The sequence below is a fragment of the Thermodesulfobacteriota bacterium genome (genome assembly GCA_030583865.1).
Lineage (GTDB): Bacteria > Desulfobacterota > GWC2-55-46 > GWC2-55-46 > GWC2-55-46 > UBA5799.
The window spans coordinates 1625327-1650750 of sequence record CP129479.1 but is presented as its reverse complement, the minus strand read 5'-3'; the positions used below and the strand labels follow the sequence as shown (position 1 = coordinate 1650750).

Annotated in this window: 29 protein-coding genes; 28 read left to right on the top strand and 1 reads right to left on the bottom strand. The window is 59.1% G+C overall.

The window, feature by feature from the left end:
* The first annotated feature begins 6 nt into the window (after positions 1-6).
* The 25 genes from flgL (at position 7) to QY316_07680 (ending at position 22630) form a co-directional block, all read left to right on the top strand.
* The gene (flgL, locus tag QY316_07800) at positions 7-891 is read left to right on the top strand and encodes a flagellar hook-associated protein FlgL (protein ID WKZ31824.1); all 885 of its coding nucleotides are present in this window, start codon (positions 7-9) and stop codon (positions 889-891) included.
* A gap of 17 nt (positions 892-908) precedes the next feature.
* Complete coding sequence (locus tag QY316_07795; GenBank protein ID WKZ31823.1) at positions 909-1337, top strand: hypothetical protein; 429 nt, start codon at positions 909-911, stop codon at positions 1335-1337.
* A gap of 57 nt (positions 1338-1394) precedes the next feature.
* Positions 1395-1622: a carbon storage regulator CsrA gene (gene csrA, locus QY316_07790; protein ID WKZ31822.1), complete on the top strand. Its 228-nt coding sequence runs from the start codon at positions 1395-1397 to the stop codon at positions 1620-1622.
* Positions 1619-2077: a flagellar assembly protein FliW gene (locus QY316_07785; GenBank protein WKZ31821.1), complete on the top strand. Its 459-nt coding sequence runs from the start codon at positions 1619-1621 to the stop codon at positions 2075-2077. Before csrA ends, QY316_07785 begins: the two co-directional genes overlap by 4 nt.
* Before the next feature lie 289 nt (positions 2078-2366).
* Positions 2367-3380, top strand: a complete 1014-nt coding sequence (gene pseB, locus QY316_07780) for a UDP-N-acetylglucosamine 4,6-dehydratase (inverting) (protein WKZ31820.1) — start codon at positions 2367-2369, stop codon at positions 3378-3380.
* Positions 3340-4545, top strand: a complete 1206-nt coding sequence (gene pseC, locus QY316_07775) for a UDP-4-amino-4,6-dideoxy-N-acetyl-beta-L-altrosamine transaminase (protein ID WKZ31819.1) — start codon at positions 3340-3342, stop codon at positions 4543-4545. Before pseB ends, pseC begins: the two co-directional genes overlap by 41 nt.
* 14 nt (positions 4546-4559) lie before the next feature.
* Positions 4560-4739: a hypothetical protein gene (locus QY316_07770; protein WKZ31818.1), complete on the top strand. Its 180-nt coding sequence runs from the start codon at positions 4560-4562 to the stop codon at positions 4737-4739.
* 31 nt (positions 4740-4770) lie between these two features.
* Entirely contained in the window at positions 4771-5814 is a 1044-nt protein-coding gene (locus QY316_07765) for an N-acetylneuraminate synthase family protein (GenBank protein WKZ31817.1), read from the top strand.
* Positions 5805-6593, top strand: a complete 789-nt coding sequence (locus tag QY316_07760) for a glycosyltransferase family protein (GenBank protein WKZ31816.1) — start codon at positions 5805-5807, stop codon at positions 6591-6593. The genes QY316_07765 and QY316_07760 overlap by 10 nt, the downstream gene beginning before the upstream one ends.
* Positions 6594-6713: 120 nt before the next feature.
* Complete coding sequence (locus tag QY316_07755) at positions 6714-8051, top strand: aminotransferase class III-fold pyridoxal phosphate-dependent enzyme (GenBank protein WKZ31815.1); 1338 nt, start codon at positions 6714-6716, stop codon at positions 8049-8051.
* Between the two features lie 46 nt (positions 8052-8097).
* The gene (locus QY316_07750) at positions 8098-9111 is read left to right on the top strand and encodes a Gfo/Idh/MocA family oxidoreductase (GenBank protein WKZ31814.1); all 1014 of its coding nucleotides are present in this window, start codon (positions 8098-8100) and stop codon (positions 9109-9111) included.
* A complete protein-coding gene (locus tag QY316_07745) occupies positions 9096-10109 on the top strand; it encodes a hypothetical protein (GenBank protein WKZ31813.1) in 1014 nt (337 codons plus the stop codon). The genes QY316_07750 and QY316_07745 overlap by 16 nt, the downstream gene beginning before the upstream one ends.
* Positions 10097-11002: a class I SAM-dependent methyltransferase gene (locus QY316_07740; protein ID WKZ31812.1), complete on the top strand. Its 906-nt coding sequence runs from the start codon at positions 10097-10099 to the stop codon at positions 11000-11002. The genes QY316_07745 and QY316_07740 overlap by 13 nt, the downstream gene beginning before the upstream one ends.
* The gene (locus QY316_07735) at positions 10999-11823 is read left to right on the top strand and encodes a class I SAM-dependent methyltransferase (GenBank protein ID WKZ31811.1); all 825 of its coding nucleotides are present in this window, start codon (positions 10999-11001) and stop codon (positions 11821-11823) included. Before QY316_07740 ends, QY316_07735 begins: the two co-directional genes overlap by 4 nt.
* Positions 11820-12584, top strand: coding sequence for a glucose 1-dehydrogenase (locus tag QY316_07730; GenBank protein WKZ31810.1), 765 nt, complete (start codon positions 11820-11822; stop codon positions 12582-12584). The genes QY316_07735 and QY316_07730 overlap by 4 nt, the downstream gene beginning before the upstream one ends.
* Positions 12581-13804: an ATP-grasp domain-containing protein gene (locus QY316_07725; protein WKZ31809.1), complete on the top strand. Its 1224-nt coding sequence runs from the start codon at positions 12581-12583 to the stop codon at positions 13802-13804. The genes QY316_07730 and QY316_07725 overlap by 4 nt, the downstream gene beginning before the upstream one ends.
* On the top strand, positions 13797-14567 hold the full coding sequence (locus QY316_07720; protein WKZ31808.1) for a 5-deoxy-glucuronate isomerase: 771 nt from the start codon (positions 13797-13799) through the stop codon (positions 14565-14567). The genes QY316_07725 and QY316_07720 overlap by 8 nt, the downstream gene beginning before the upstream one ends.
* Positions 14568-14570: 3 nt before the next feature.
* Positions 14571-16619, top strand: coding sequence for a hypothetical protein (locus tag QY316_07715; protein WKZ31807.1), 2049 nt, complete (start codon positions 14571-14573; stop codon positions 16617-16619).
* Between the two features lie 5 nt (positions 16620-16624).
* Positions 16625-18538, top strand: a complete 1914-nt coding sequence (locus QY316_07710; protein ID WKZ31806.1) for a DUF115 domain-containing protein — start codon at positions 16625-16627, stop codon at positions 18536-18538.
* A gap of 13 nt (positions 18539-18551) precedes the next feature.
* Positions 18552-19151, top strand: coding sequence for a hypothetical protein (locus QY316_07705; protein ID WKZ31805.1), 600 nt, complete (start codon positions 18552-18554; stop codon positions 19149-19151).
* Positions 19152-19307: 156 nt separating this feature from the next.
* Entirely contained in the window at positions 19308-20132 is an 825-nt protein-coding gene (locus QY316_07700) for a flagellin (protein ID WKZ31804.1), read from the top strand.
* A 74-nt stretch (positions 20133-20206) separates the two neighbouring features.
* Positions 20207-20554, top strand: a complete 348-nt coding sequence (locus QY316_07695) for a flagellar protein FlaG (protein ID WKZ31803.1) — start codon at positions 20207-20209, stop codon at positions 20552-20554.
* 21 nt (positions 20555-20575) lie between these two features.
* Positions 20576-21922, top strand: coding sequence for a flagellar filament capping protein FliD (gene fliD / locus QY316_07690; protein ID WKZ31802.1), 1347 nt, complete (start codon positions 20576-20578; stop codon positions 21920-21922).
* Positions 21919-22326 carry a flagellar export chaperone FliS gene (gene fliS, locus QY316_07685; protein WKZ31801.1) on the top strand — a complete coding sequence of 136 codons (408 nt, stop codon included), beginning with the start codon at positions 21919-21921 and terminating at the stop codon, positions 22324-22326. Before fliD ends, fliS begins: the two co-directional genes overlap by 4 nt.
* Positions 22316-22630, top strand: a complete 315-nt coding sequence (locus QY316_07680; GenBank protein WKZ31800.1) for a flagellar protein FliT — start codon at positions 22316-22318, stop codon at positions 22628-22630. Before fliS ends, QY316_07680 begins: the two co-directional genes overlap by 11 nt.
* A 96-nt stretch (positions 22631-22726) precedes the next feature.
* Here QY316_07680 and QY316_07675 read toward each other — a convergent pair whose 3' ends face one another.
* Positions 22727-22927, bottom strand: a complete 201-nt coding sequence (locus QY316_07675; GenBank protein WKZ31799.1) for a hypothetical protein — start codon at positions 22925-22927, stop codon at positions 22727-22729.
* Here QY316_07675 and QY316_07670 point away from each other — a divergent pair.
* From QY316_07670 to QY316_07660, 3 genes are all read left to right on the top strand, one after another.
* On the top strand, positions 22926-23117 hold the full coding sequence (locus QY316_07670; protein WKZ31798.1) for a hypothetical protein: 192 nt from the start codon (positions 22926-22928) through the stop codon (positions 23115-23117). The two genes, QY316_07675 and QY316_07670, sit on opposite strands and share 2 nt — an antisense overlap.
* 158 nt (positions 23118-23275) lie before the next feature.
* Complete coding sequence (locus tag QY316_07665) at positions 23276-23875, top strand: response regulator (GenBank protein WKZ31797.1); 600 nt, start codon at positions 23276-23278, stop codon at positions 23873-23875.
* A 35-nt stretch (positions 23876-23910) separates the two neighbouring features.
* Positions 23911-25422 carry a response regulator gene (locus QY316_07660; GenBank protein ID WKZ31796.1) on the top strand — a complete coding sequence of 504 codons (1512 nt, stop codon included), beginning with the start codon at positions 23911-23913 and terminating at the stop codon, positions 25420-25422.
* The last annotated feature ends 2 nt before the right edge of the window (positions 25423-25424 follow it).

Sequence of the window (25424 nt, the reverse complement as noted above, 5' to 3'; positions counted from 1 at the left end):
GGTAAGATGAGGGTCACCCAGAAGCTTTCATATGACAGGTACGTAAGCGACCTCCTCCTTCGCCAGGAGAAGATATACAACATAAACAAGCAGATTTCGTCGGGCCGGAAGGTCAACGCCCCTTCCGACGACCCGGTGAACGCGCACAAGATACTGACCTCCAAGTCCCTCATATCCCAGTTCGGCCAGTACGAGAGGAACATAGGCTACGCCCTTTCGCACCTGGGGATCACGGAGCAGGCGCTGGACAGGGCCAAGGACGCGGTCATAAGGCTCCAGGAGCTTGCGGTCACTGCCGCCAGCGGCACCGCGACCTCCGAGACCAGGGAGATGATAAAGGCGGAGGTCGACAACCTCTTCGACGAGCTCGTAAGCATAGGGAACACCAGGTTCGACAACAGGTATATCTTCGCTGGATACAGGTCCGACTCGCCGGCGTTCGACCCTTCGGGCGCTTTTCAGGGCGACTCGAACGTGCAGGCGATAAAGATAGGCTCGTCGGCCTCGGTCGACATGGCTATTAACGGCGGAGAAGTCTTCGGAGGCAGCGGCGGCGGAACGGACATAATGGCTACCGTCGCGGCCTTTTCCGCAGCCCTGGCAGCCGACGACGGCGACGGCGTGCGCGCGGCCATCGACGGCCTCGATGCCGGGTTTGCGCAGCTCTCAAAGGGAGTATCCGGCATAGGCGGCAGGGTCACACGGCTCAACGCCGCCGAGCAGGACCTCTCGGTCTACAAGCTCGAGCTCCAGTCGACCGTATCGGTGCTTGAGGACGCGGACATGGCGGAGCTCATAACCGACCTCAAGGCGGGCGAGGTGGCCCTGCAGGCCGCGCTCGCGTCCGCCGGAAGGGTCTTCAGCCTCAGCATATTCGATTACCTGCGCTGAGTAAGCCGGGGGCGGGCATGGCAACCTCGGAAAGCCTGAGAAGGCAGCACAATGAACTCCTGAGGGAGATAGCGGGGCTTGTGAAGTCCCTTAGCGCCGGGGCTCTCAGGACCGAAGCAGAAAGGGCTGCAGAACGGCTGTCGCGCCTCTCGGGAAAACTCTCGGTGCACGTCGAGTCCGAGGTCGATTCGCTCAAGGAGGCCCTTTCCCGGAGAATGGGGGAGTCGCACAGGGCCGACGCCTGCAGGTTCATCGACGATATGGAGATTACGCTCGCGTCCTTTACGGCCTACAGGCTCAAGTGGGGCGACCCGGGCTCGATACGGGCCAACCCCGTGGGGTTCATGTATGAGACGAGAATGTTTTTCTACGTTATGGCAAAGATGATAGAGCGCGAGGACCGGGGGCTTTACAGCCTCCTTGACAGATTGAGGCCGGCGGCGTGAAAATAGGATAAACCGGGGCACCGTCCCCGAAAAAAAAGGTAAGCCAGGGAGGGCGCCATGCTGGTACTGACAAGGAAGTCGGGAGAGGGGATAAGGATCGGCGACGACATAAAGCTCGTCGTGGTAGAGGTCAAGGACAACCATGTAAAGCTCGGGATAGAGGCCCCGCAGAGCTGCGCGGTGCACCGCGAGGAGATATACCTGAGGATACAGGAAACGAACGTGAAAGCCGCCGGGCTTCCGAGCGAAGTGGCTGATAAATTGAAAGGATTCAGGAAAAAATGATCACTGCTACGGTGAAGGCCCCTTCGTCCGCGATAAGCTTCTCGACTTCCCGCTTCGGCGAGATATCGGTCCCCGAGAACAAGGTCATCAGGTTCGTACAGGCCATGCCTGGTTTCGAAAGGCTCAGGAGGTTCATAATCATCGACCACGACGAACAGGGCACGTTCAGGTGGATGCAGTCGATCGACGACCCGGGAGTGGCCTTTCTCCTTACCGACCCGAGCGCCTTCAAGCCCGGCTACTCGGTCCCGCTCAAGAAATGGGAGATGGAGAAGCTTGGGGCGGAAAGCCCCGAAGGGCTTGTTACGCTTGTTATGGTCTGCGTTGCCCGCGACGCGAGGGAGTTGAGCCTGAACCTCAAGGGCCCGGTCGTTTTCAACGCCGAGAGCATGAACGCCATCCAGTGCGTCATAGACAGGGACGATTACCCTTCCAACTTCCCGATCAAGGTCTGACCCGGGAAGAAGTCCCTTTTTCCCGGTCAGCCCGCGCAACTGCCTTTCCGGAAAGAGGTTTATTGACCGGGAAATCTTTTCCCTATTCATCACCGGCCTTGTCAGATATTTGACTTTCACTGTCCCGAACCTGCCTCAAACCAGCCCACAGCTTCTGCTGCTCATTCTAATGCCCTGTTTTTGCTAGTTTTATTTAAAGCAGGCATTATCTCTTTAATGTGGCACGCATATTGCTAAGTACCTATTGCGAGATCAACCCGCACCTTAAAACCTCAAGGAGAGCTTATTCATGGACTTGAACGGCAGGACCATACTCATCACCGGCGGCACGGGTTCCCTCGGAAAGAAGCTCACAAGGAAGATACTTTCGAGGTACAGGCCCAAAAGGCTCGTAATACTCAGCAGGGACGAGCTCAAGCAGTCGGAGATGATGCAGTCGTTCAACGATCCCTCTTTGAGGTTCTTCATAGGCGACGTAAGGGACAAGGAGAGGCTCTACAGGGCCTTCGACGGTGTCGACTACGTCGTCCACGCGGCGGCCCTCAAGCAGGTCCCGGCGGCCGAATACAACCCGTTCGAGGCGATAAAGACAAACGTCCTCGGCGCTCAGAACGTCATAGACGTATGCGTGGACCTGGGGGTCAAAAAGGTGGTCGCGCTCTCGACCGACAAGGCCGCAAACCCCATTAACCTCTACGGAGCGACAAAGCTCTGCTCTGACAAGCTCTTCATAGCGGGCAATTCATATGCAGGTTCCAAGCCCACGAGGTTCTCTGTGGTCCGTTACGGGAACGTCGTCGGGAGCCGCGGAAGCGTCATACCCCTCTTTTTGAAGCTCAAGGAGAAGGGCGTGCTCCCGGTAACCGACACCAGGATGACGAGGTTCTGGATTACCCTCGACGAGGGCGCCGAGTTCGTGCTCGCCTCCCTCGAAAGGATGAAGGGCGGGGAGATATTCGTCCCGAAGATACCGAGCGCCGCGATAACGGAGATCGCGAAGGCGGTGGCCCCCGATTGCTCGGTAGAGGTCGTGGGCATACGTCCGGGCGAGAAGCTCCACGAGACGCTCATATCCGAGGACGACGGCAGGCTCACCCTCGAATACGACGACTACTATGTCATACAGCCGCAGTTCAAGTGGTGGGGGGAGGAAAGGAAGAACGGCGGAAGGCCGGTGACCGAGGGCTTCGTCTACTCGAGCGAGAGGAACGACAGCGTGCTGAACGTCCTTGAGATACGGAAAATAATACAGGAGTTCTCCGATGGCGAAGACAGCCATATCCTACGGGCGGCAAACAATTGACCTTTCCGACATAGAGGCGGTCGCGAAGTCCCTCGACGGCATGCTTACCCAGGGCCCGCTCGTCGAGGCCTTCGAGGCGGAGATAGCCGGATACACCGGCGCAAGATACGCGGTCGTATGCTCGAACGGGACCGCAGCGCTCCATCTCGCGATGAAGGCCGCCGGGCTCGGCGAGGGGCACAAGGCCGTGACATCCCCGATAACCTTTCTCGCCTCGGCGAACGCCGCGCTATACGCCGGCGCGAGGCCCGACTTCGCCGACATTGAGGCGGACGGCATGAACCTGGACCCCGAAAGCTTGAGGAGAAAGGCCGCGAAAGACAGGGCCGTAAAGGCGGTCGTGCCGGTCCATTTCGCTGGGGTCCCGTGCCGCATGGAGGAGATACGTGAGGCCGCCATCAAGCACGGCCTTATCGTCATAGAGGACGCCTGCCACGCGCTCGGGGCCGGGTGGACCGACTCGAAAGGCAAGGTACGGAAGGTCGGCTCTTGCAGCCATTCGGACATGACTGTATTCAGTTTCCACCCCGTCAAATCCATAACGACAGGCGAGGGCGGGGCGGTCACGACCAACGACCCCGCGCTTTATGAGAAGCTCAAGACGCTACGGAGCCACGGCGTCGTCAAGGACCCCGCAAGGCTTTCAAAAGCCGAGGGCCCCTGGTATTACGAGATGCAGGACCTCGGCTTCAACTACAGGCTCCCGGACATAAACTGCGCCCTCGGCATAAGCCAATTGAAGAAGCTCGACCGCTTCATCGAGAGGAGGGCCGGCATAGCCGCCCTCTACGACAGGCTCTTCTCCAAGTACCCGTTCGTTAGGCCCCCTTCCGCGCCCGAGGGGGCGAGGAGCGCGTGGCACCTCTATCCGGTAAGGATACCCTTTTCCGAGCTCGGGGTCGAAAGGAAAGACCTCTTCAGGCTCATGTCCGAGATAGGCATAGGCCTGCAGGTCCATTACATACCCGTCCATACGCAGCCATATTACAGGGCAATGGGGTTCAAGCCCGGGGATTTCCCGAGGGCGCTCAGGTTCTACGCCGAGGAGGTAAGCCTCCCCATATACCCGCTCCTTTCGGACGAGGAGGCCGGGGCGGTTGCCGAGGGGCTCCTTTCGTCCCTGGCCTGCCTTTCGGTCCAGGCAAAGAGACCGGTCGCGGTTTAAAAAGGGGGTGCGCGATGATGCCGACTTACGTGTGCGGGAAATGCAAAAAAGAATACTGCGGATGGGGCGCCGAATACATGATGAGGTCCGGAAGGCACTCGTGCCCGGAATGCGAAGGCGAGCTTACGGAGAAAAAGGATATCGGGAAGGCCGGCGTGCGCAAACCTGCCGGAAACCCCTGGAAAGCCGCCTGAGAGGGCGGAATACTGGTTGAAAGGCGGGACCATGAGAAGCGTCATCAGTATAGGAAATCGCCCTGTAGGCGCGGGATACCCGGCCTATGTGATAGCCGAGATAGGCTCGAACCACGACTCCGACCTCGGCAGGGCCAGGGAACTGATAGAAGCGGCGAAATACGCCGGAGCCGACGCGGTAAAGTTCCAGTCCTTTACGGCAGAGGGGCTACTTAATCCCTTGAGGCCTGACGAGAGCGGAAAATGGGCGCCGCACCCGGCGTATCCCGTATTGGAGAGGCTTACGCTTCCGGAGGAATGGCATGAGATCCTGAAGATGCACTGCGCCTCGGTCGGGATAACCTTCCTTTCCGCGCCGTTCGAGAGCAAAAGGGCCGCGCTCTTGAACGAGATAGGGGTAGATGCGTTCAAGCTCGCCTCAGGCGAGCTTACGAACGAGCCGTTCATAGAGGAGGTCGCCTCCTTCGGGAAGCCAGTTATACTGTCCACCGGCGCGGCCTACATGGAAGAGGTAAGGAGGGCGGTCGAGCTCGTAACAGGGCAGAAGAACCACCAGGTGGCGCTGCTGCATTGCGCATCGCTCTATCCGCCTTCATACGAGGACGTGAACATCAGGGCAATGGCCGCGCTCGCGAGGGAGTTCGCCTGCCCGGTCGGGATATCCGACCACACGCCGGGCAGCACCGTGGCCCTCGGGGCAGTGGCGCTCGGGGCGTCGATCGTAGAAAAGCATCTGACACTCGACAGGAACCTTAAGGGCCCCGACCACCCGTACGCGATGGAGGTCGAGGAGTTCAGGACAATGATATCCGGGGTAAGGGACCTCGAAAAGGCGCTCGGCGACGGCATAAAAAAGCCGTCGCCTAACGAGATGGCCGAGAGGACCGGCGCAAGGAGGTCCATATACGCGAAGACCGACATACCGAAAGGCGAGGTCGTCACGTCGGAGAAATTGAAGCTCGTTCGACACGCATACGGGCTTGAGCCAAAAGAGATGGGGCGTGTCATAGGGAGCGTCGCGGCAAGGGACCTCCGCAAGGACATGCCGGTAAGGAGCGAGGACCTATGCAGATAACGGATAAGGACGTCAAGGCGGCAATAGGGCCGGTAGTGGGGATAGTGCAGGCCCGCATGGGCTCCACCAGGCTCCCGGGCAAGGTAATGATGGAGATAGGCGGAAAACCCATGCTGTGGCACGTTGTGACGAGGCTCGCCGCCTCCGCTCTCGTCGAAAAGATTGTGGTAGCCACGACCCAGGAAGGATCGGACGACAGGATCGCGGAGTGGTGCGCCGAGAACAACGTGTGCTGCCACAGGGGGAGCGTAAACGACGTCCTGGACAGGTACTTCTACGCCGCACTGGCGTCCAAGGCCAGGACGGTCGTGAGGATAACCTCTGACTGCCCTTTGCTCGACCCGGCGCTCGTGGACAGGGCCATAAGGAAGTTCGGCGAGGGCGGGCTCGATTACGTAAGCATAGACCCGAGCTTCCCGGACGGGCTCGACGCCGAGGTCTTCTCGTTCGAGGCGCTTGAGAAGGCCTATATGCGGGCCGCGCTTTCCTCGGAGCGCGAGCATGTGACCCCGTATATCTGGAAAAACCACACGATTTTCAGGATATGCAAGATACGGTGCGAAACCGACCTTTCGAAGATGCGCTGGACCGTGGACGACGAGAGGGACCTGACGCTCGTAAACGCCATATACGACGGCATCGGCGCGAACGGCGGGATTTTCCACATGGAAAAGATACTTGAATTCCTGGAGGCGCACCCTGCGCTTCTGGGAATAAACGCGGATATTGAGCGGAACGAGGGCTATGCCAGGTCTTTAAGTGAGGACAAGGCGGTATAGGGGTAAAAAACTCCAAGCTTTTCCAACATCCCGGCCTTTGGTAAAAGCGGGAAAAAATCCAATCGATAGAATTGCTTTGTTGAAAAATGAGGGCTGCGCGAAAATTATTCCGAAAGGTGGATGATGGCAATGGAACAGGCGCTTAAAAAGCATTCGAACGAAAGTCTTTTCCCCGCATCCGACGCCATGTGGGAACGCGCAATAGAGGTCATACCCGCAGGCACGCAGACGCTGAGCAAGGGGCCCGACCAGTTCGTAAGGGGCGTGACCCCCAAGTACCTTTGCCGCGGCAAGGGCGCCCGCGTATGGGACCTGGACGGGAACGAGTACATAGACTACCCCCTGGCCCTCGGGCCCATACTCCTCGGCTACGACTACGCTCCGGTGAGCGAGGCAGTCATAAGGCAGGTCAGGGAAGGCACGACATTCACGCTCATGCACCCGCTCGAGGTAGAGGTGGCGGAGCTCATGCGCTCGGTCATCCCGTGCGCCGAGATGGTGAGGTTCGGCAAGAACGGCGCGGACGCCACGAGCGCCGCAGTAAAGGTGGCGAGGGCCTCCACGGGAAGGGACCACATCGCGTACTGCGGCTACCACGGCTGCCAGGACTGGTACGCTGTCGTAACGCCCCGCAACAAGGGCATCCCGCGCCCTCTCGCCGATTACATGCACAAGTTCGAATACAACCGTATAGAGACCCTTGAGAAGGCCTTCGCCGAAAACCCCGGGAAGATTGCCTGCGTCATAATGGAGGTCCCGGGGACCGACCCGCTCGTTGACCCGGAGACCGGAAAGAACTTCCTCCAGCTCGCAAAGGAAGCCGCGAACAGGAACGGCGCTCTCTTCGTGCTCGACGAGATAGTGACCGGCTTCAGGTATTCGCTCGGGGGCGCGGGGAAATACTACGGGGTCGTCCCGGACCTCGCCTGCTTCGGGAAGGGCATGGCGAACGGGTTCCCGATATCGGCTATCGCCGGGAAGCGCGAGTTCATGAAGGAATTGAACGAGGTCTTCTTCTCCATGACCTATTCGGGAGACGCGATAGGCCTTTCAGCGGCCAGGGCAACCATAAACGAGCTTATGACGAAGCCCGTGATAGACCGGATATGGGAGGCCGGCAAGAGGCTCCATGACGGCATAAACGGGTTCGCCAGGGAGATAGGCGTGGATTTCAGCATAACCGGGAAGCCGCCGAGGGGAGGCATATCGGCAAGGAACTCCTCCGGAGAAGACGACCTGCTCCTTAAGAGCGTATTCCTCCAGGAGACCGTGAAGAGGGGAGTGCTCTACGGGGGGCCGGTCTTCATAAGCTACTCGCATACCGACGAGGACATAGCAAAGACGATAGAGGCTTCAAGGGAGGCGCTCTCGGTCCTTAAAAAGGCGGTCGACAGCGGAAACCCAGCCGGGTTTCTGGAAGGCGAGCCGATAGGCGTCGTCTTCAGGCAAAGGAACTGAACGCGGGTTTTCATTTCAAAGCAATAAGGCAAGGAGAATCGGATTGATGGGAAAAGGCCTTAAAACGCTCGTGGTGGGCTGCGGCTCGATAGGGAAACGGCACATAAAGAACCTGGCGGCCCTCGGCGTAAGGGATTTCATACTCTGCGACACGAATGCGGGCGCGCTCGATAGAGCCGCGAGGGGCATCGAGAGGCCGGTCTTTACCACGAGCTTCAACGATGCGCTGGCGAAGCTGCCCGACGCGGCTGTCATATGCACTCCGTCTTCCATGCACCTCGACATGGCGCTTGAGCTTGCCAGGCGCGGGGTGCACATCCTAATAGAAAAGCCGCTTTCCGACAAGATGGACGGGGTAACTGAGCTTCTGAAGCTCGCGGACGGGAAGGGCATAACGGCCATGATGGCCATGTGCTACAGGTTCCATCCAGTATTCCTCCAGATAGAGAGCCTTCTTGCGTCCGAGGTCATAGGCAAGGTCCACCATGTCAATTACTACGGCGGGCATTATCTCCCCGACTGGCACCCTCAGGCCGATTACAGGACCGAGTACGCGGCGAGGAAGGACCTCGGCGGCGGGGTGGTCCTGACGAGCATACACGGGCTCGACAACATCAGGTGGCTTTTCGGCGAGGTCGACGAGGTCTTCGCTTTCGTAGACAGGGTGAGCGGGCTCGAGATGGACGTCGAGGACATCGCAACTGCCGTCATGAGGCTTAAAAGCGGGGCGTACGTGAACTGGCAGACCGATTTCATCCAGAGGGCGAACCAGCACAGGCTGGTCGTGGCCGGATCGAGGGGGACCATAAGGGCCGACCTGCTTGACGGTACCGTGGAGACCTATTCGGCTGAGCTTGGAAAGTGGTACAAGGGCAGGATAGGCTTCGAGGTAAACGAGATGTACTTGGCAGAGTCGAGGCATTTCCTCGAATGCATAGAGAGGGGGCTTCCCCCGCGCGCCGGCGTGCGCGAAGGCATTGCGACGCTCGAACTGGCGCTAAGGGTGAAGGGCTCGAGGAACCTCCTGGAGGGAAGGGAGGCCCGGTGCAAAACGGCGTGACTTTCTGGACCGAGGGCGGCTCCACCGTCGGGATGGGGCACGTGATGCGGTGCATCAACATCGCCCACGCGCTCGAGTCGGAAGAGCTCCCGCTCCATTTCCTCGTGAACAACGAACGGCCCGTCATAGACCGGCTCAACTCCGAGTCGCTCTTCCATATCACCTATCCCATTACGGGCAGGCACGCTGGCCGCTTGACAGGCGGCGTCGTCGTGATAGACACCAAAAGGGACGTATGCGAGCAGGTGCACGCACTCAAGGACGAGGGCAAGAAGGTCGTCCTTATAGATAACTCATCTTCCGGGGAGGCCGACGCGGTAGTCATGCCGACGCCGCTTTACAGGGGAGGGGTGAACGGCAACCTCGTTTCCGGCAACGAATACATAATCATCGGCGAGAACTTCAGGCGGGCGCGGGACGGGAAGCGGCCAGGCCACTCCATGCCGCTGAAGGTGCTCGTCACAATGGGCGGCTCGGACCCTTTCAACCTGACCGGGCTCGCGCTCAAGGGCCTCTACGATGTAAGGGACATAGAGGTCACCGCAGTCATAGGGCCGGCCTTCAGGACCGGAGGCGCCCTCGAGGAATTCATGGCCGGCTGCGGCGGTAGGTTCAGGTTCGTCCATAACGTCAAGGACCTGGCCCCGCTTATGAAGGAAACCCACTTGGCCTTCACGGCAATGGGCACGACCGTATTCGAGCTTGCGTACATGGGCGTGCCCTCGGTCCTTATCGGCAATTACGAGAGCGACAGGGAGGACCTCGCCGCAGTCGAAAGGCTCGGCATATCCAGGAGCCTAGGCTGCCAGACGGAAGTAAGCGCGTCCAGCATAGCCGGGGCAATCGATTTTTTCAAAACTAACAGGCGGGAGTGGGAGGAAATGTCCGCGAAGGCCATGAGCCTTACCGACGGGAAGGGAGCTTTCCGGATAGCGTCGCTTATAAGGTCGCTCCTCGATGGGGCCCGGGAAGCGGGGAGGGACGGATGGCCGGGATAAAGCACGCCGGGAGCGTCGTCGGGAACGCGAACGGCTACGGGATAATCGACTGCATTGAGTGCGGCTTCATACACATGGACCCTGTGCCAGGGCCCGCCGAGCTTCAGAGTGTCTACGCCGAGGAATATTACAGGGACGAAAAGCCTCTATTCATCGAGCGCGTCATAGAGGACCTTGACTGGTGGAGGTCTGTCTACGACGAGAGGTTGGATTTTCTCGAATCGAGGCTCAAGGACGGGCGGCGCTCGATACTCGACATCGGCTCAGGCCCCGGATATTTCCTCAAAAGGGGCATGGAGCGTGGCTGGAGCGGCCTGGGAATAGAGCCGTCAAGGCAGGCCTCGGCCCACGCAATGACGCTCGGCGTCGAAGTCATAAACGGCTTTTTCAATAAGGAGACGGCCTCAGGCATCAAGAGGAAGTTCGACGCGCTCCACCTCTCGGAGGTGCTTGAGCACGTGCCGGAGCCCGACGCGCTCCTTATGGAAGCGGCAGGGCTCCTTTCAAAGGGCGGCGTCATATGCTGTGTCGTCCCGAACGACTTCAGCCCGGTCCAGAAGGTATTGACCGACAGGCTCGGGTTCGGCCAGTACTGGCTCGCCCCCCCGCACCATGTAAATTATTTCAGCTTCGAATCGCTGTCGGCCCTACTTGAAAGGTCGGGGTTCAGGGTTGTCGGGAGGACTTCAATGTTCCCCATCGACCTTTTCCTCCTCATGGGAGACAACTACGTCGGGAACGACAGCCTCGGAAGGGAATGCCACGCCAGGAGAAAAAGGCTCGACCTCTTGCTGAACGAGCCGGGCCTCGCGGGTTTCAAAAAGGAGATGTATGAGCTCATGGCCAGGCACGGCATAGGCCGGGAAATGGTCATATACGGGGTGAGGGAATGAAGCTCGACAGGTGCAGGATATGCGGCGGGGCCGAAGCCGCGGCAACGGCGACGGTCGCCGGATACCAGTACGTGCGGTGCGCCGGGTGCGGCGTTGAGCGTATGACGGAGTACCCTTCAGCCGAGGAATGCAGCAGGTTTTACGAGTCAGGCTACATGGAGAAAGAATTCAACAACCTGGGGCACCACCTCCATTTCGCGCCGGAGTACAGGGAGACCTATTTCGCGGAAAAGGACCTGACCTTCGCCGACCTCCGCCTGGACCGTGCCGCGCTACGGGGCAGGAAGCTCCTTGACGTGGGCTGCGCGAACGGACAGTTCATCGAGTACGCGAACAGGCTCGGCATGGACGGCTCCGGCATAGACATCTCCGCGGAGATGGTCGAGGCCGCAAGGAAGAACGGCCTCAGCTGCGTTGTAAAGGACCTCTTCGATATCGAAGGCGAATATGACATGCTCACCTTCTGGGACGTGATAGAGCACGTGCCGGACCCGAGGCGGATGCTCGAGAAATCAAGGTCTGTCCTTGCAGCCAACGGAGAGGTGGTCATCCAGACCCCGTGCACGGGCATGATATCCGAGCTTTTCGGCGACAGGTGGCTCTATTACCTTCCGGTCCAGCACCTGCATCTCTTTTCGCAGGAGTCGCTCTTCAGGCTCCTTTCGGAGACGGGCTTCGCGGTCGTAAGCTGGGTAAGGTTCGGGAGCTGCAACCCCAGGGGCTCGATACCCGATTTGAATAAAAGGGTCATAGACACGATAACGAAGCGCCTCTGCATAGGCGACACCATCGCGCTCAGGGCAAGGAAGGTGGGCAATTGACAGGACTTTTCAGCCTCACAGGCAAGACGGCCCTCGTGACCGGGGGCGGAAGCGGCCTCGGTCAGGCCATAGCCGTCGGCCTCTCAAGGGCGGGCGCGACCGTTGCGGTTGCGGGCAGGGACGTATCGAAGCTCGACGAGACAGTGCGCCTCATTGAGGGCTCCGGCGGCTCGGCATTCCCGGTCCGCATGGACATACTCGACGGGGGATCGGTAAGGCATGCCGTCCAGGAGGCCGCGGAAAAGGCCGGGGGTATACACATACTCGTCAACTCGGCGGGGGTGCACCTTAAAAAGCCGACGCTCGAAGTGACCGAAGAGGAGTGGAGCCGCGTACTCGACACCAACCTCACGGGCGCGTTCAGGGTATGCAGGGCCGTCGGGACGATAATGAAGAGGCAGGGCAGCGGGAAGATAATCAATATCGCCTCGCTCGGTTCTTTCAGGGCGCTAAAGGATGCGGCAGCGTACACGTCGTCAAAGGCGGGTCTTGTGCTCCTTACGATGAACCTGGCGGTCGAGCTCGCCCCTGACAACATACAGGTGAACGCCATAGCCCCCGGAGTCTTCAGGACCGCGCTGAACGAGAAGGTGCTTGTAGGCGAGAGGCTCGAGAGGATATTGGCGAACACCCCGATGAAGCGCCTCGGCAGGGCCGAGGAGCTGGCCGGGACTGCCGTCTATCTCGCGAGCTCGGCGTCCGATTTCGTGACCGGCGCCGTTATCCCGGTAGACGGCGGGTTTCTCGCCTGGGGCATATGATGACAAGGAAATCCATATTGATACTCGGCGCGGGCCCCATGCAGGTCTCTCTCATACGGAAAGCCAGGGGCATGGGGCTCTATACAATCGCCTCTGACAGGAACCCGGAGGCTGAGGGTTTTAAAGAGGCAGACCAGGCGCTCGTGCTGGATATAAAAGACCCCGAAGCGCACGTCAGATGGGCGCTTGAGAACCGCGAACGCCTCAATCTGGGCGGCGTTGTCGCAGGCGCGGACGTAGCCATAACAGCGGCTTCGGTATCGAGCGCGCTCGGCCTTCCCGGCATACCAGTCGAGGCCGCCGAGAGGTCGAATAACAAGTGGCTCATGAAGAAGAGGTGGCTGGCGGACAGGGTCCCGACTCCTTACGCCGAAGAGGTCGTAAGCCTTTCAGAGGCCCGGATGGCGGCAAGCAAGGTCGGTTTCCCCTGCATGGTGAAAGCCATAGACAACGCGGCATCAAGGGGCTCGCGGAGGATAGATTCACTTGATGAGCTTCCCGAGGCCCTTGAGGACGCAAAAAACCATTCTTCCACCAGGACCGCTCTCGTAGAGGAGTTCGTCGAGGGAGACGAGCAGAGCGTGGAGCTTATCGCGCACGCCGGCAGGCATTACAGGTTCGGCATCGTGGACAGGCACTTCGGTTTCCGGCCTTTCCCCATAGAGACCGGCCACACGAACCCCACGGCCCTTTCTATTACGGCCCAGGAGGGCCTTTACGGGCTCGTGACAAGGGCCGCAATTTCGCTCGGCATCGAATTCGGCCCGTACAAGGCCGACACCATTATGACGAAAAAGGGGCCGATGGTCCTCGAGCTTCCGGCGAGGCTCTCGGGCGGCTTCCATTCGCAGTACACGACGCCGCTCGCGACAGGTCTCGAGCCGCAGAAGATGGCCATAGCCCTCGCAACAGGGCTTCCGGTAAGGGAAGATTATTTCACTCCCTCCCTTGAGAGGACCGCAATCTGCAAGGCGGTCTTTCCCGAGCCGGGGATCGTAAGCTCGATAGAGGGCCTTGAAGAGGTGAGGAGGCGCCCCGGGGTCGAGGAGGTCTTCCTGATGGTAAAGCCCGGTGATGAGGTCCTTCCATACAGGAACTGCGCCCACAGGGTATGTTACATAATCGCGGTAGGCGGCACCCGGGCCGAAGCGCTGGAAAACTGGGAAGCGGCTGCCGGGACATTGAGGATAACGACAGTTCCCGCGAGGAAACATGCTTAGCCCAATAAAGAAAATGGCGGCGAAAGACAAGGGGCTGAACACGGTCTTTGGCGGCAGGGAGCTTGAATGCCTTGCGCTCGACCTCCTTGTGCTCGATACAGGAGACTCCTTTACCCTTGAGACAGGCGAGTATGAAATGGCCATAGTCCCGCTTGCCGGCGATGCCTGCTTTTCAGTTGAGGGCGGCGCGTACAGTCTTCAAAGGGAGAGCGTCTGGAAAACCCCGGGCTCCGCCCTTTACATCCCGAGGGGTTCGAGCGCTGCGATCAAGGCCTCAAGATACAGCGAGCTTGCGTTATGCAAGGCCAGGACGGATGAAAAGAGGGCCGTTTTCCACGTGCCTTCGGGCAAGGAGAAGACGGTCGGCAGGGACGCCTGGAAGAGGAAGGTCGTGGATATAATCGGCCCTGAGGAGGGCGCATCGAGGCTTGTCCTCGGCGAGACATTCAACCCTCCCGGGGGCTGGTCGAGCTTCCCTCCCCACAAGCACGATACCGAAATCCCCGGCCAGGAGGCCAGGATGGAGGAGATATATCTTTTCAGGCTCGACCCGGCAACCGGCTTCGGCACCCAGGCCATATATGGCGAACAGGGAAGCCATTCCTTCATGGTAGAAGACTATGACGCCGTAACAATACCCTGGGGCTATCACCCGGTATCTGCCATGCCAGGGCATTCACTTTACTACCTCTGGTTCCTCGCCGGTGACAACAGGATATTAAGGCCCAATACGGACCCGAAATTCAAATGGCTTGAGGCTTAGCCCGTGCTTAACCTGTACACGATGTTCCACTGTAACCTTGCCTTCTCCTCCATCCCGAGGGAGCATTTCCCTCTCGTGGTCGAGAGGTGCTATGCCCCGCTCCTTGGCCTTGCAGAGAGCGGCATACCTGTCGCCGTCGAGATGACGGCCTGGACTCTCAAGGAGGTCAACACCATAGACCCGTATTTCATCGAGAGGCTCCGTTCGCTCTGGGACGAGGGTAGATGCGAGTTCATCGGCTCGGGCTATTCGCAGTCGATATTCCCGCTGGTGCCGACGGATGTGAACAGGTGGAACCTGGAGCTGGGGAACAAATATTATCTCGACCTCCTCGGCAGGAGGCCGAAAATAGCCCTCGTAAACGAGCAGACCTTTTCAAGGGGCATCGTGGACCTTTACAGGGAAGCCGGGTACGAGGCCATAATCATGGACTGGAACAATTCGTTCCAGCATAACAGGTACCCTCTCCAATACAAGTACCTCCCGCAGAGGGCAGCCGGACTTTCCACCGAAGTGGAAGTCATATGGAGCCATTCCATCGCCTTCCAGAAGTTCCAGAGGTGCGTGCACGGCGAGATACCCGAGGCCGAGTACTTCGAGTATCTCTTCTCCCACGCTCCGAAGGACGGGGACGAGGAGAGGGGGTTCACGGCCTACAGTAACGACGCCGAGGTCTTCGGATACAGGCCAGGTGGCGAGCCGACGGCAGCGGATGAGCACGGGAGGATGGCCCGCCTGCTCAGGAAGGCTGCTGAGGACCCCAGGGTAAGGCTAACTACTCCGGGCCGCATGCTCGAATCCCTCAGGGGCAGCAAGGGCGCCGGGAACCTCATAAGGCTCGAGTCGGCCGAGACCCCGGTGGTATGCAAGAAACAGGAGAAGTACAACCCGCTCCGCTGGGCCGCCTCGGGCAGGGACAGCATACACGTGAATACCGAATGCCACAGGGTCTACAATAACCTGAAGGCCCTCATCAGGCAGGGGGCCCTTGAGAAGGAACCTATAGAGGACTTCAAGGAGGTGCTCTGCGACCTCTGGGGGAGCGATTACAGGACCAACACGATAGACGAGAAGTACGCCTGGTTCCAGAACAGGCTCGGGTGGCTCAAGATGGAGACGGAAAGGCTCCTCGGAAACCACCAGCACAGGACCCCGCTCCTTGCCTGGGTGTACGGAGGAAACCCCGTGTCCCCGGCGCTCGCACTGGAAGGAGAGGAGGGGCGCGTGGACGGCGCCTCAATGGGCGCTGAAGGGCGCTCGCAGGTCCGGTCTTCCGAAAGCGAGCTGAAGGTTTCGACACCGGCCGTTATTGCCGAGTTCATGCCTAACAAGGGCTATGCGATAAAATCCCTCGTCTTCCCGTCCATTTCGAAATCGCCTCTTCTTGGAACTCTTCCGCACGGCCATTACGAGGACATTAGGCTCGGGGCCGACTACTTCAGCGGCCACCTTATACATACCTCGCGCGAGGGGAAGCAGACGGCCGACCTCGGCCGTTCGCAGGTGGAGGTAAAGGAGGAGCGCGAGAAGGTAAGCGTACTAGTAAAAAGCCCGCTCGACATAGGGGTCCTCTGGAAGAGGTACGACATCTCGAAGACCGAGCCTGAGGTCGTGCTAACCTACAGGCTCAAGGTCAACGGCCTAACGGCGTCGTCGCTTAGGGCGGGGATATTCACCCTAGTCCCTTCGAGCTTCGACCGCGACAGCCTCTGGTTCGAGACCGTCAACGGCGGCTCCGGCCCCGAGAGGTTCATCCTCGGCGGGCGTTCGCTCGCCCATGAGGAGCCCGTCAGCCAGGGTGTTTCCGCAAGCTCGTGCCTCGGCGCGACCGAGGGCTGGCTGAGGATAGGCGACAGGGAGAAGGCAGTCGAGATATCGACCGACAAGGCAAGGCTATATACCGTCCCCATGCTGAGATACATGGAGCTCACCGGCGAGGACTCCTTCTTCCTCCGGGTCTATCATTCGCTGGGCGAGTTCGACGATACGGCATGGTGGGTATGGAGAGGCTTTAACGAGGCCGTCTTCACGATAAGGGCAGTGAGGAGTTGACGGATATGGGGCCGCTTGCGAAAAACCTCGATGCCATAGGGAAAAAGGACACGGCCCTCGCCGGGCGCATTGCCGGATGGAGCGGCGAATCCGTAAAAGTCGAGGCCGCCAAATCCGGGGAGCCTACATTCAGGCACATGGGACGCCTCTTCCATAGCGCGTACGACCCGGCAAAGGAGGCAGTGGCGCAGGCTGAGGAGCTTGTATCGAAAAAGGCGGACTGGGTGCTCCTCTTCGGCCTCGGCTGCGGGCATCTCCTCAAGGCGCTTGTTGAAAAAGGACAGAAAAATGTGGTGGTCTACGAGCCCTCGCCGGAGGTCCTTAACGGGGTCTTGAGGCAGGCCGACCTCTCAGGCATGCTCGCCCTGGACGATGTCTTTCTCTGCGACGATACGCAGGGCGTGGTCGCGAAGGTAAGGCAGATGGACGGATTCGACGACCTGCTCTGCTATACGACCAGCCCTTACAAGATGAGCTTCCCGAAGGAGTACCTCGATTTCATAAACAAGGTAAACAACGCGCAGGTAAGCAACAAGGTCAATATCAGGACCGATATGGATTCCAGGGGGGCCTGGATAAGGAACTACCTTGAGAACATCCCGCAGATACTGGACTGCACGCCCATAGACGCCTTGAGGGACGGCCTAAAGGGGCTGCCCCTCGTAATCGCGGGCGCGGGGCCGTCTCTCCATAAGAACGCCCATCTACTCAGGGAGGCCAGGGGCAAGGCCGTAATCATCGCGGCCATCACCGCCTATAAGCCGCTCCTCAAGCACGGTGTGGTGCCGGACTTCATAATAGCCTCCGAGAAGGTCGATTTACCGGAGTATTTCGCGTATGACGAAAACGACCGGCAGACCAGGCTCATACTCGGAGAGGTCTCGCACCCCGGCATGTTCACGAGGGAGGTAAAGGAAAAGTTCGTCTTTTTCAGCCCGTTCATGACGCTCGGCCAGGAGCACGCCGGGTTTTTCGGCTCGGACTACTTCCCCGCAAGCGGCGGAAGCGTCACAACGGCCGCGCTCGATATCGGGGCCATGCTCGGGTGCAGCCCGATAATCTTCATAGGCCAGGACCTGTGTTTCGGCGAAAGCGGCACTCACGCGAAGGGCGGGGTCTATATGGCCCAGGACGTCAGGATAGACGCTGAAAAAGGCGAGGTGGTCGTAGAGGAGGACTATGTGACCCTGAGCGAAAAGGCAAGAAGCGCCTTCAAGCTCATGTGGCTCAAGGGCGTCGACGGCAAGCCCGTGCCGAGCAAGTACGACTGGGTGACCTTCCACCAGTGGTTCGAGAACTACCTGGCCGTGGTGAAAAAAAAGGGTGTTCCCCTCAACGTGATAAACGCGACCGAGGGCGGGGCCTATATCGAGGGGATGGAGCACATCCCGCTTTCCCAAGTGCTTGAAAAATGTGCAATAAATGAAGTCATGCTCGATGATGTCATAAGCGCCGCCAGGTCCTCGGCCAAACCTGCCGATCTCAAAGGGCTTTCATCGTCCCTTGAGGCCATGCAGATGAAGCTAAAGGAAGCGGGCGGATTTGCCGATTCTATACTCAAGGAAGTATCTTCCATAAGGAAGCTCCTGAGGGACCATCTGGACCCGCGCGAGATAGAGTCAGGTGTCGCGAGGATCAAGAGGCTGGAGGAGAGGCTTTTCAAGTCCGCCGAGAGCTCGCCTTTCATATGGGAAGCGCTGATGGAAAATACTTACAGGCTCAAAGAGCGCCTGCGGGACGACCATGACGAAAACGATCCGGAAAAGCTCATAAGGCAGGAGCTTGATTCCATGGCCTCCTCCTACGGCAAGGTAGCCGAGGCCTGCAAAAGGTACAGGCCGGTCCTGCTGGCCGCATCCAGGGCGCTCAAGCGCCATGCAGGGGCGCACAGGGCCAGGGAAGTCACTTTACGAACCTGAGGAGAATACAGACATGACCGAGGTATACCTGGACGACACAAGGCTGGATTTCGAGGACCGCGGCAGGAGCTCTACGATAGGGGAGCTCATAGACGCGGTCGAGAAGGACCTCACGTCCCACAGGCGTTTCGTAATGGAGCTCTGGGTCGACGGGGAGAGGCTTTCGGGGTGGAGGGGTACCGAAGTCATGAAGAAACCCCTTTCCGTGCACAGGGGCTTTGTCCTCAAGACCGCCTCGATGGAGGAGGTGGCGCTCGAGGGACTCGACCTCGCCCAGGAATACCTGAGGGTCACCGGGGACAATATAAAGCTCTGCATAAGCGATCTCAGGACCGGGAACACCAGGGCGGACGCGTCGTTCTCGTCGGTTTTCGACGGCCTTGTCGAGGTGGTGAGGACCATAGACGCCCTGGTCAAGGGCGGAGAGAAGTATAACATGGACCTTTTTAACGTCAACCCGGCCGGTTACTTCGGCCCCATAGTCAAATTCCTCGAGGACATGAAGGAGGCAAGGGAATCCGGCGACCACGTCGCGCTCGCCGACCTCATGGAATACGAGCTCTCGCCCTTTGTCGGGGAGATGGAGGAGAAACTTTTCCACTTCAACGCCTGATTTTTCCCTAAAGGATTCCAGGCGGCTTTCCGATAATAGCATTAAGAGGGCTTCAGCCCAAGACAGGCCGAAAGGGAGGCAGGTCGGAAAAGGCCGGGGCAGGACCCGAAAAAAAACGGCAAGGATGCCGAACCAAACACTAAGGAGGGTATCATAATGTCACTCGTAATCAATACCAACGTATCCGCTCTTGTAGCACAGCAGAACCTCGCGGTCACCAACTCCCAGCTCAAGGTAAGCGTTTCCAGGCTCTCGTCAGGCTTCAGGATCAACAGCGCCGCCGACGACGCCGCCGGCCTCGGCAGGGCGGACCAGCTCCGCAGCCAGTCCAGGATGATCCAGGCGTCCATCAGGAACATCAATGACGGCATAAGCGCGATGGAGATAAGCGACAAGGCCGCCGAGCAGATAACCAACATCGTCACGAGGATGGGCGAACTCGCCGCCAGCGCTGCCCAGGGCACCCTGGACGACGACAACAGGTCCTACTACAGCGACGAGTTCAACACCCTCATCAAGGAAATCGACAGGATCGCGGCCACCACGGAATTTGGCGGATACAAGATCCTCGACGGCGGCACCGCCGCGCTCACGATGTTCATAGGCTTCAAGAACACCTCCAACGACGAGCTGAGCGTAAGCCTCAACGCGCTCACGACCGGCGTGCTCGGGCTCGTGTCCGGGGCCATATCGACCAGGGCCGAGGCCTTCGATACCCTGAGCTCGATAAACACCGCACTCAAGACCATAAACGACGCCCGCGCCATCTACGGTGCGTCCAGCAACCGGCTTACCGCAGCCCTCTCGAACCTGCAGGTCACCTACACCAACTTCCAGGCCGCGGAATCGAGGATAAGGGACGCGGACTTCGCGATGGAGACCGCCCAGTACACTAGGAACCAGATAATGGTACAGGCCGGCACCTCGGTCCTCGCACAGGCGAACCAGCTGCCTCAGAACGTACTTGGACTCCTGAGGTAATAATCCCGTAATCCGACGGGTCCGTAGCAGGGGCGGGGATGGGTCTGCCATCCCCGCCCGCTATGAGGCGCGACATGAGCATAGAAAAAATAAAAGGCGTCACTGCAATCGATATCGAGCACGCGAGGCGTCCCGAGCCGCAAAAGCCAGCCGAAAAGGAGAAGGCGTCCGCCGGGCCCGGCCCGGATAAGTCCGAGAGCGCAAGCGAGCTCGACAAGGCCGCGTCGGATGAACGGATATACCTGAAGAGGATGAACACCGAGCTCCGGTTCGAGGCCGACAGCCGCCTGAAAGAGGTCCTCGTCAAGATCATCGACCCTGAGACGGACGAGGTCATACGGCAGATACCGTCCGAGGAGATGATTGCCATCAGGAAGAGGATGGACGAGCTTCTGCGGATGCTCAATAAAAACCATTCCTAAACGCCCGGACGGGAGGGCACCATGAGCATAAGCGCCACTTCGGGTGTCGTGAGCAACATCGAATACCAGTCGCTCATAACCCAGCTCGTAAGCATAAGAAAGCAGTCCCTGAACCAGCTTGAGTACGACAAGACAGTCCTCAACAAGGCCAAATCCGCGTATTCGGAGCTCGGCAACAAGGTTTCGGCGCTCGTAACCGCCGCTAACGCGCTGAGGACCGGAAACGCTTTCAATTCCTTCAAGGCGACCGTAAGCGACAGCACGTACTTCACGGCGTCCGCAAGCCAGTCCGCTGCGGCGGGCACCCACGAGATAACAGTAAACACCCTTGCCAAGGCCCACAAGATAGCCGCGGACGGAGTGAGCTCCGATACGGCGGTAATCTCGCCGGGAGCCGGCTCTTTCAGCTTCCAGGTGGGCGGGGGCGACGTAGAGACCGTCTCTGTCGACTCTACCACCACGCTCGCGGGCCTCAAGGACTCCATAAACGCCCTCAATGCCGGGGTGACAGCCTCCATCGTAAACGACGGCTCGGGCGGGAACTCCTACAGGCTGGTCCTGAAGAGCGACACCACCGGGACAGCCGCCGCAATAAACGTCACGCAGAACGACACTGACCTCGTCTTCTCGACAACGCTCCAGGAAGCCCAGGACGCCACGCTGACAATCGACGGCCTGCCGGTCACCAGGTCCTCCAATACGATATCGGACCTCGTTACCGGAGTCACCCTCAACCTCAAGGCAGCCGACCCGGGGGCCACCGTCACTCTTTCAGTCGACAGGGACACGGAGGAGGCCGAAAAGAAGGTAAAGGCCCTGATTGACGCGTACAACGGCGTCGTAAGCTATATCAAGTCCAACAACAGGTACGACAGCGAGACCAAGAAGGGAGGCCCCTTCTTCGGCGACAGCGTCGCCAGGAGCGTCTGGGAGGACTTGAGGAGGGTGTTCGGGTCGGCCATAAGCGGGCTGCCCGAGGACATGAACAGGCTTATGCACGTCGGCGTAAAGACCGGCGAGGACGGGCTCCTTACGCTCGACTCATCGAAGTTCACGAGCGCCCTCTCTGAGAACTATGAAGGGGTATTGGGCCTCTTCACGAAGGGGGACGTCTCCGGCTTCGGCGAGCTCATCCACGAGGTGGCGAACGGCATAAACGACATCGTGGACGGCAGGATAAAGAACCGCCAGAGCGGCATAGACAAGAACATAAAGAGGATAGAGGAAGACATACGGAGGAAAGAGGACCACCTTGTGACCTACGAGGAGCGGCTGAGGGCGCAGTTCATGACCCTTGAGACCATGCTCGCGAGTCTCAAGAGCCAGGGGGCCACTCTTTTGAACTATTTAGGGGGGGGGGCGTTTTGAGCGTAGCCAAATACCAGACCGTGCAGGTAATGACGGCCGACAAGGTCAGCCTGATCATAATGCTCTACGACGGGATTTTGCGCTTCAACAAGCTCGCCCAGATGGCCATCGGCAATAACGACATAGGCGGGAGGGGCAGGTATCTCAACAGGTCGCTCGCGATAATCGGCGAGCTTACTACGGCCCTCGACGGCGACGGGGGGGGCGAGATAGCCTCGAACCTCGCAAGGCTCTATGAGTTCTGCACCCTGGCCCTCACCGAGGCGAACCTTAAAAACGACGCCTCCAGTATAGAGCCGGTGAACAGGGTGATATCAGAGCTCAAGGCCGGCTGGGAGGCCATCTCGACCGAAAGGCAGAAGCAGGAGAGGGCTGAGCCGAGGAGCTTAAGCTGTGGAGCTTAACAGATCGGCCCTCAGGGAAAAGCTTAACAGGCTGCTTGAGATTTCTACTATACAGCTTCGATTTATAAAGGAAAAAAGAATAGATGAGTTTGTGGCTTGTCAGGCCGAAAGGGAAAGGCTTTTCCTGGACCTGGGCCTTCCAGTCGAGGGCTGCAATGACACGGAGGCCCGGCGGCTTCTTGAAAAGCTCCTCGAAAACGACAACCTTCTCGCCTCAGAGGTGCGGGCCGTCATGGGCGGCATCTCGTCGAAGCTCGGCCAGGTAAAGACCGGACGGAGCGCGCTCAAGGCCTACTCCCGGTGATGTGAGACGGACCGGGCCTTAACAGGCTGCTGAAAAAGGCCAATCTGCGGCGTCGTCTTCAAAATTCGTCATTGCGGCGTACAAGATAAGTACTCATCATTCCTCATTTTTCGCGACTCCTTGCATCTCGACCTTTTTGAGCAGCCTGGATGTGATTTTGGGTTTTTCAGCAACTTTTAATGCCATGCCCCCTTCAGATTTTTCTTCCTTCTCAAGCCCTTGAAATGTTAAAAACGCCTCAAGTATACCTCTTTGACAGTCGATATGACCTTGTCGGAACTGCGGGGAGGGGAGCATGATAAAAGTCGACGGGACTGTTATCGCGGGGCTGGGCTTGCCGGAGCTTGAAAAGGGAGCGCGTAAGGAGCCGGAAAAAAGCGCCGGGGCTGTGGACAAGGTCCATATATCCGAGGACGGCAAGAGAAAGCACATACTCTCGCAGATACAGGCCAGGATTTCCGGGCAGGGACCGTACAAAGGGTACTGACCGTGGTATGCCATGCCCGTTAACATGCCTGGCCTGACTTGGCAGGCAGTGACTATCCTGATTCAACCAGGAAAACATTATTTATCCTTCGCCCGGCTCATCTTTTCCGGGCCGGGCGCATCGCGCGTTTTGCCCAGGGGATAGCGAGCTGGACGAAGATGTCCGAAGAGAAATTCAAGATACTCATAGCGGACGACGACCTCGATTTGAGGGAGCTCCTTATCGAAGCGGTCAGGAACTGGGGCTATGAAGTGTCTCTCGCCAGGGACGGCGAGGAGGCGCTGAAGAAGCTCAGGATGGACCACTTCCACATGGTCATAACCGACCTGATGATGCCTGGCATGGACGGCCTCCAGCTCCTTCAGCGCATAAGGGAGCTCGACGGCGACATACTCGTCATCATAATAACCGGCTACGCCACGATAGAGACCGCGGTCAAGGCCATAGAGACCGGCGCGTACGACTACATCGCGAAGCCATTCAGGCTCGACGAGCTCATGATAGTCATTAAGAACGCTTGCGAGCGCCTGAGGCTCATGCTGCAGAACAGGAACCTTCTGGAGGAGCTCCGGACCGCCTACGGCGAAATAGCCGTCCTGAAGAAGGCGCTCGGGACAGGCGCCGAGGCTCCAGGGTCCGGGCGGGACCGGGAGGCCCTGGCCGAGGCCGCGCACAAGGACGGACTCAACCCGCTCAAGTACCAGGAGTATATGAGGGAGGCCGACAGGTTCTCCAAGAAGACCGCGCCAAAGACCTGACTGGAGGGGATTTCAAGTTGCAGGCAGCAAGGTTGTTGCAGATAGAACAGCTGAGGATAATGCTCGTCGACGACGAAACGAGCGTACGCGAGGCGCTCTCCGAGATACTTTCAAGGCGGGGCTGGAAGGTATCCGACTTCGGGGACGCCGAGGAGGCGATAAAGGCCCTGAGGCAAGAGCGTTTCGACGCGGTCCTGGCGGACATCAACATGCCGGGTATCGGCGGCATGGACTTTCTCCGCATGGCGAAGGAGTCCGCCCCGGCGGTGCCGGTCATCATGATAACCGGATACCCCTCCATAGACCTCGCGGTCGAGGCCATCAAATTCGGGGCCGTGGATTTCCTGCCAAAGCCGTTCAAGGCCGAGGAGCTGGAGATTATCGTAAGAAAAGCCGTGAGGAACGCGGGCTCCGAGGCCGCCGGCCGGCCTGTCGACAAGACCAGGGCCATAGGCACCCTTCCGGAGCTTGCGAGGAAGAGGCTCGAAGACAAGATAAAGGAGCTTTCTATACTCCACACGATAAGCGAGTCGCTGGACGATGTGAACGAAAAAGAGGACATCTTCCGGAAGACGATGGACATCGCGCAGATAATCGCGGACTCCGAGCGGGCCTTCGTGCTCGTCGCGGAGCACGACACGAACGACCTTGTCGTCAGGGGGGCTGCCGGGTATGAAAGCGGCCCATCCATAGTCGGCATGAAGCTCAGCACGAATGACGACCCGTTCCGCGAGGTCATCTCCACGAAGTCCTATTCGTATTTCGCCTCCGGGGGCGGGGCGCTCGGAAGCCTGCTTCCTGGCCTCGGCTCCGTGCCGGTGCTCCTTGCTCCGCTGGTCATCAACAGGGAAGTCGTGGTTATCCTGGGCCTTGCGGGAAAAACAGGCGGAAAGGAGCTTACGAACGACGCCCTGTCGCTCCTTCTGAACCTCACGGCCAAGGCTGCGCTCAAGCTCGAGAACATAGCCCTTTCCGAGAACATATTCCTGAGCATCATAGCCGCCATGAACTCGCTATTGAACGCACTGGACGCCCGCGATACCTACACGAAAGACCATTCTCACAGGGTCACGCAATACGCCGTCAAGATCGCGAAGGCTATGGGGTGCCCCCAGGACGTCATCGACAGCATTAGCTTCGCGGGCCCCCTGCACGACATCGGGAAGATAGGGGTCCGCGACGACATACTCCTCAAGGCGGGGAACTTCACGGTCGAGGAGCGTGAAGTAATGAAGAGCCACGTGGTCAGGGGCGAGGAGATACTGAGGCCCCTGAACCTCTTGACCTCGGAAAAGGCGGTCGTCCTCTACCACCACGAGAGGTGGGACGGCAACGGCTACCCGATGGGGCTTGCCGGGTGCGAGATACCGCTCGTTGCTCGCATTTTCAGCGTCGCCGACACCTTCGACGCCATGACCTCCACGAGGCCCTACAGGCGGGCGCTCGGGATAGACGTGGCAAGGGACGAGATAACGAGGTGCAAGGGCACGCAGTTCGATCCGGAAGTCGTGAGCGCGTTCCTCGAAAGCGAAATTCTGAAGGCGTAGGA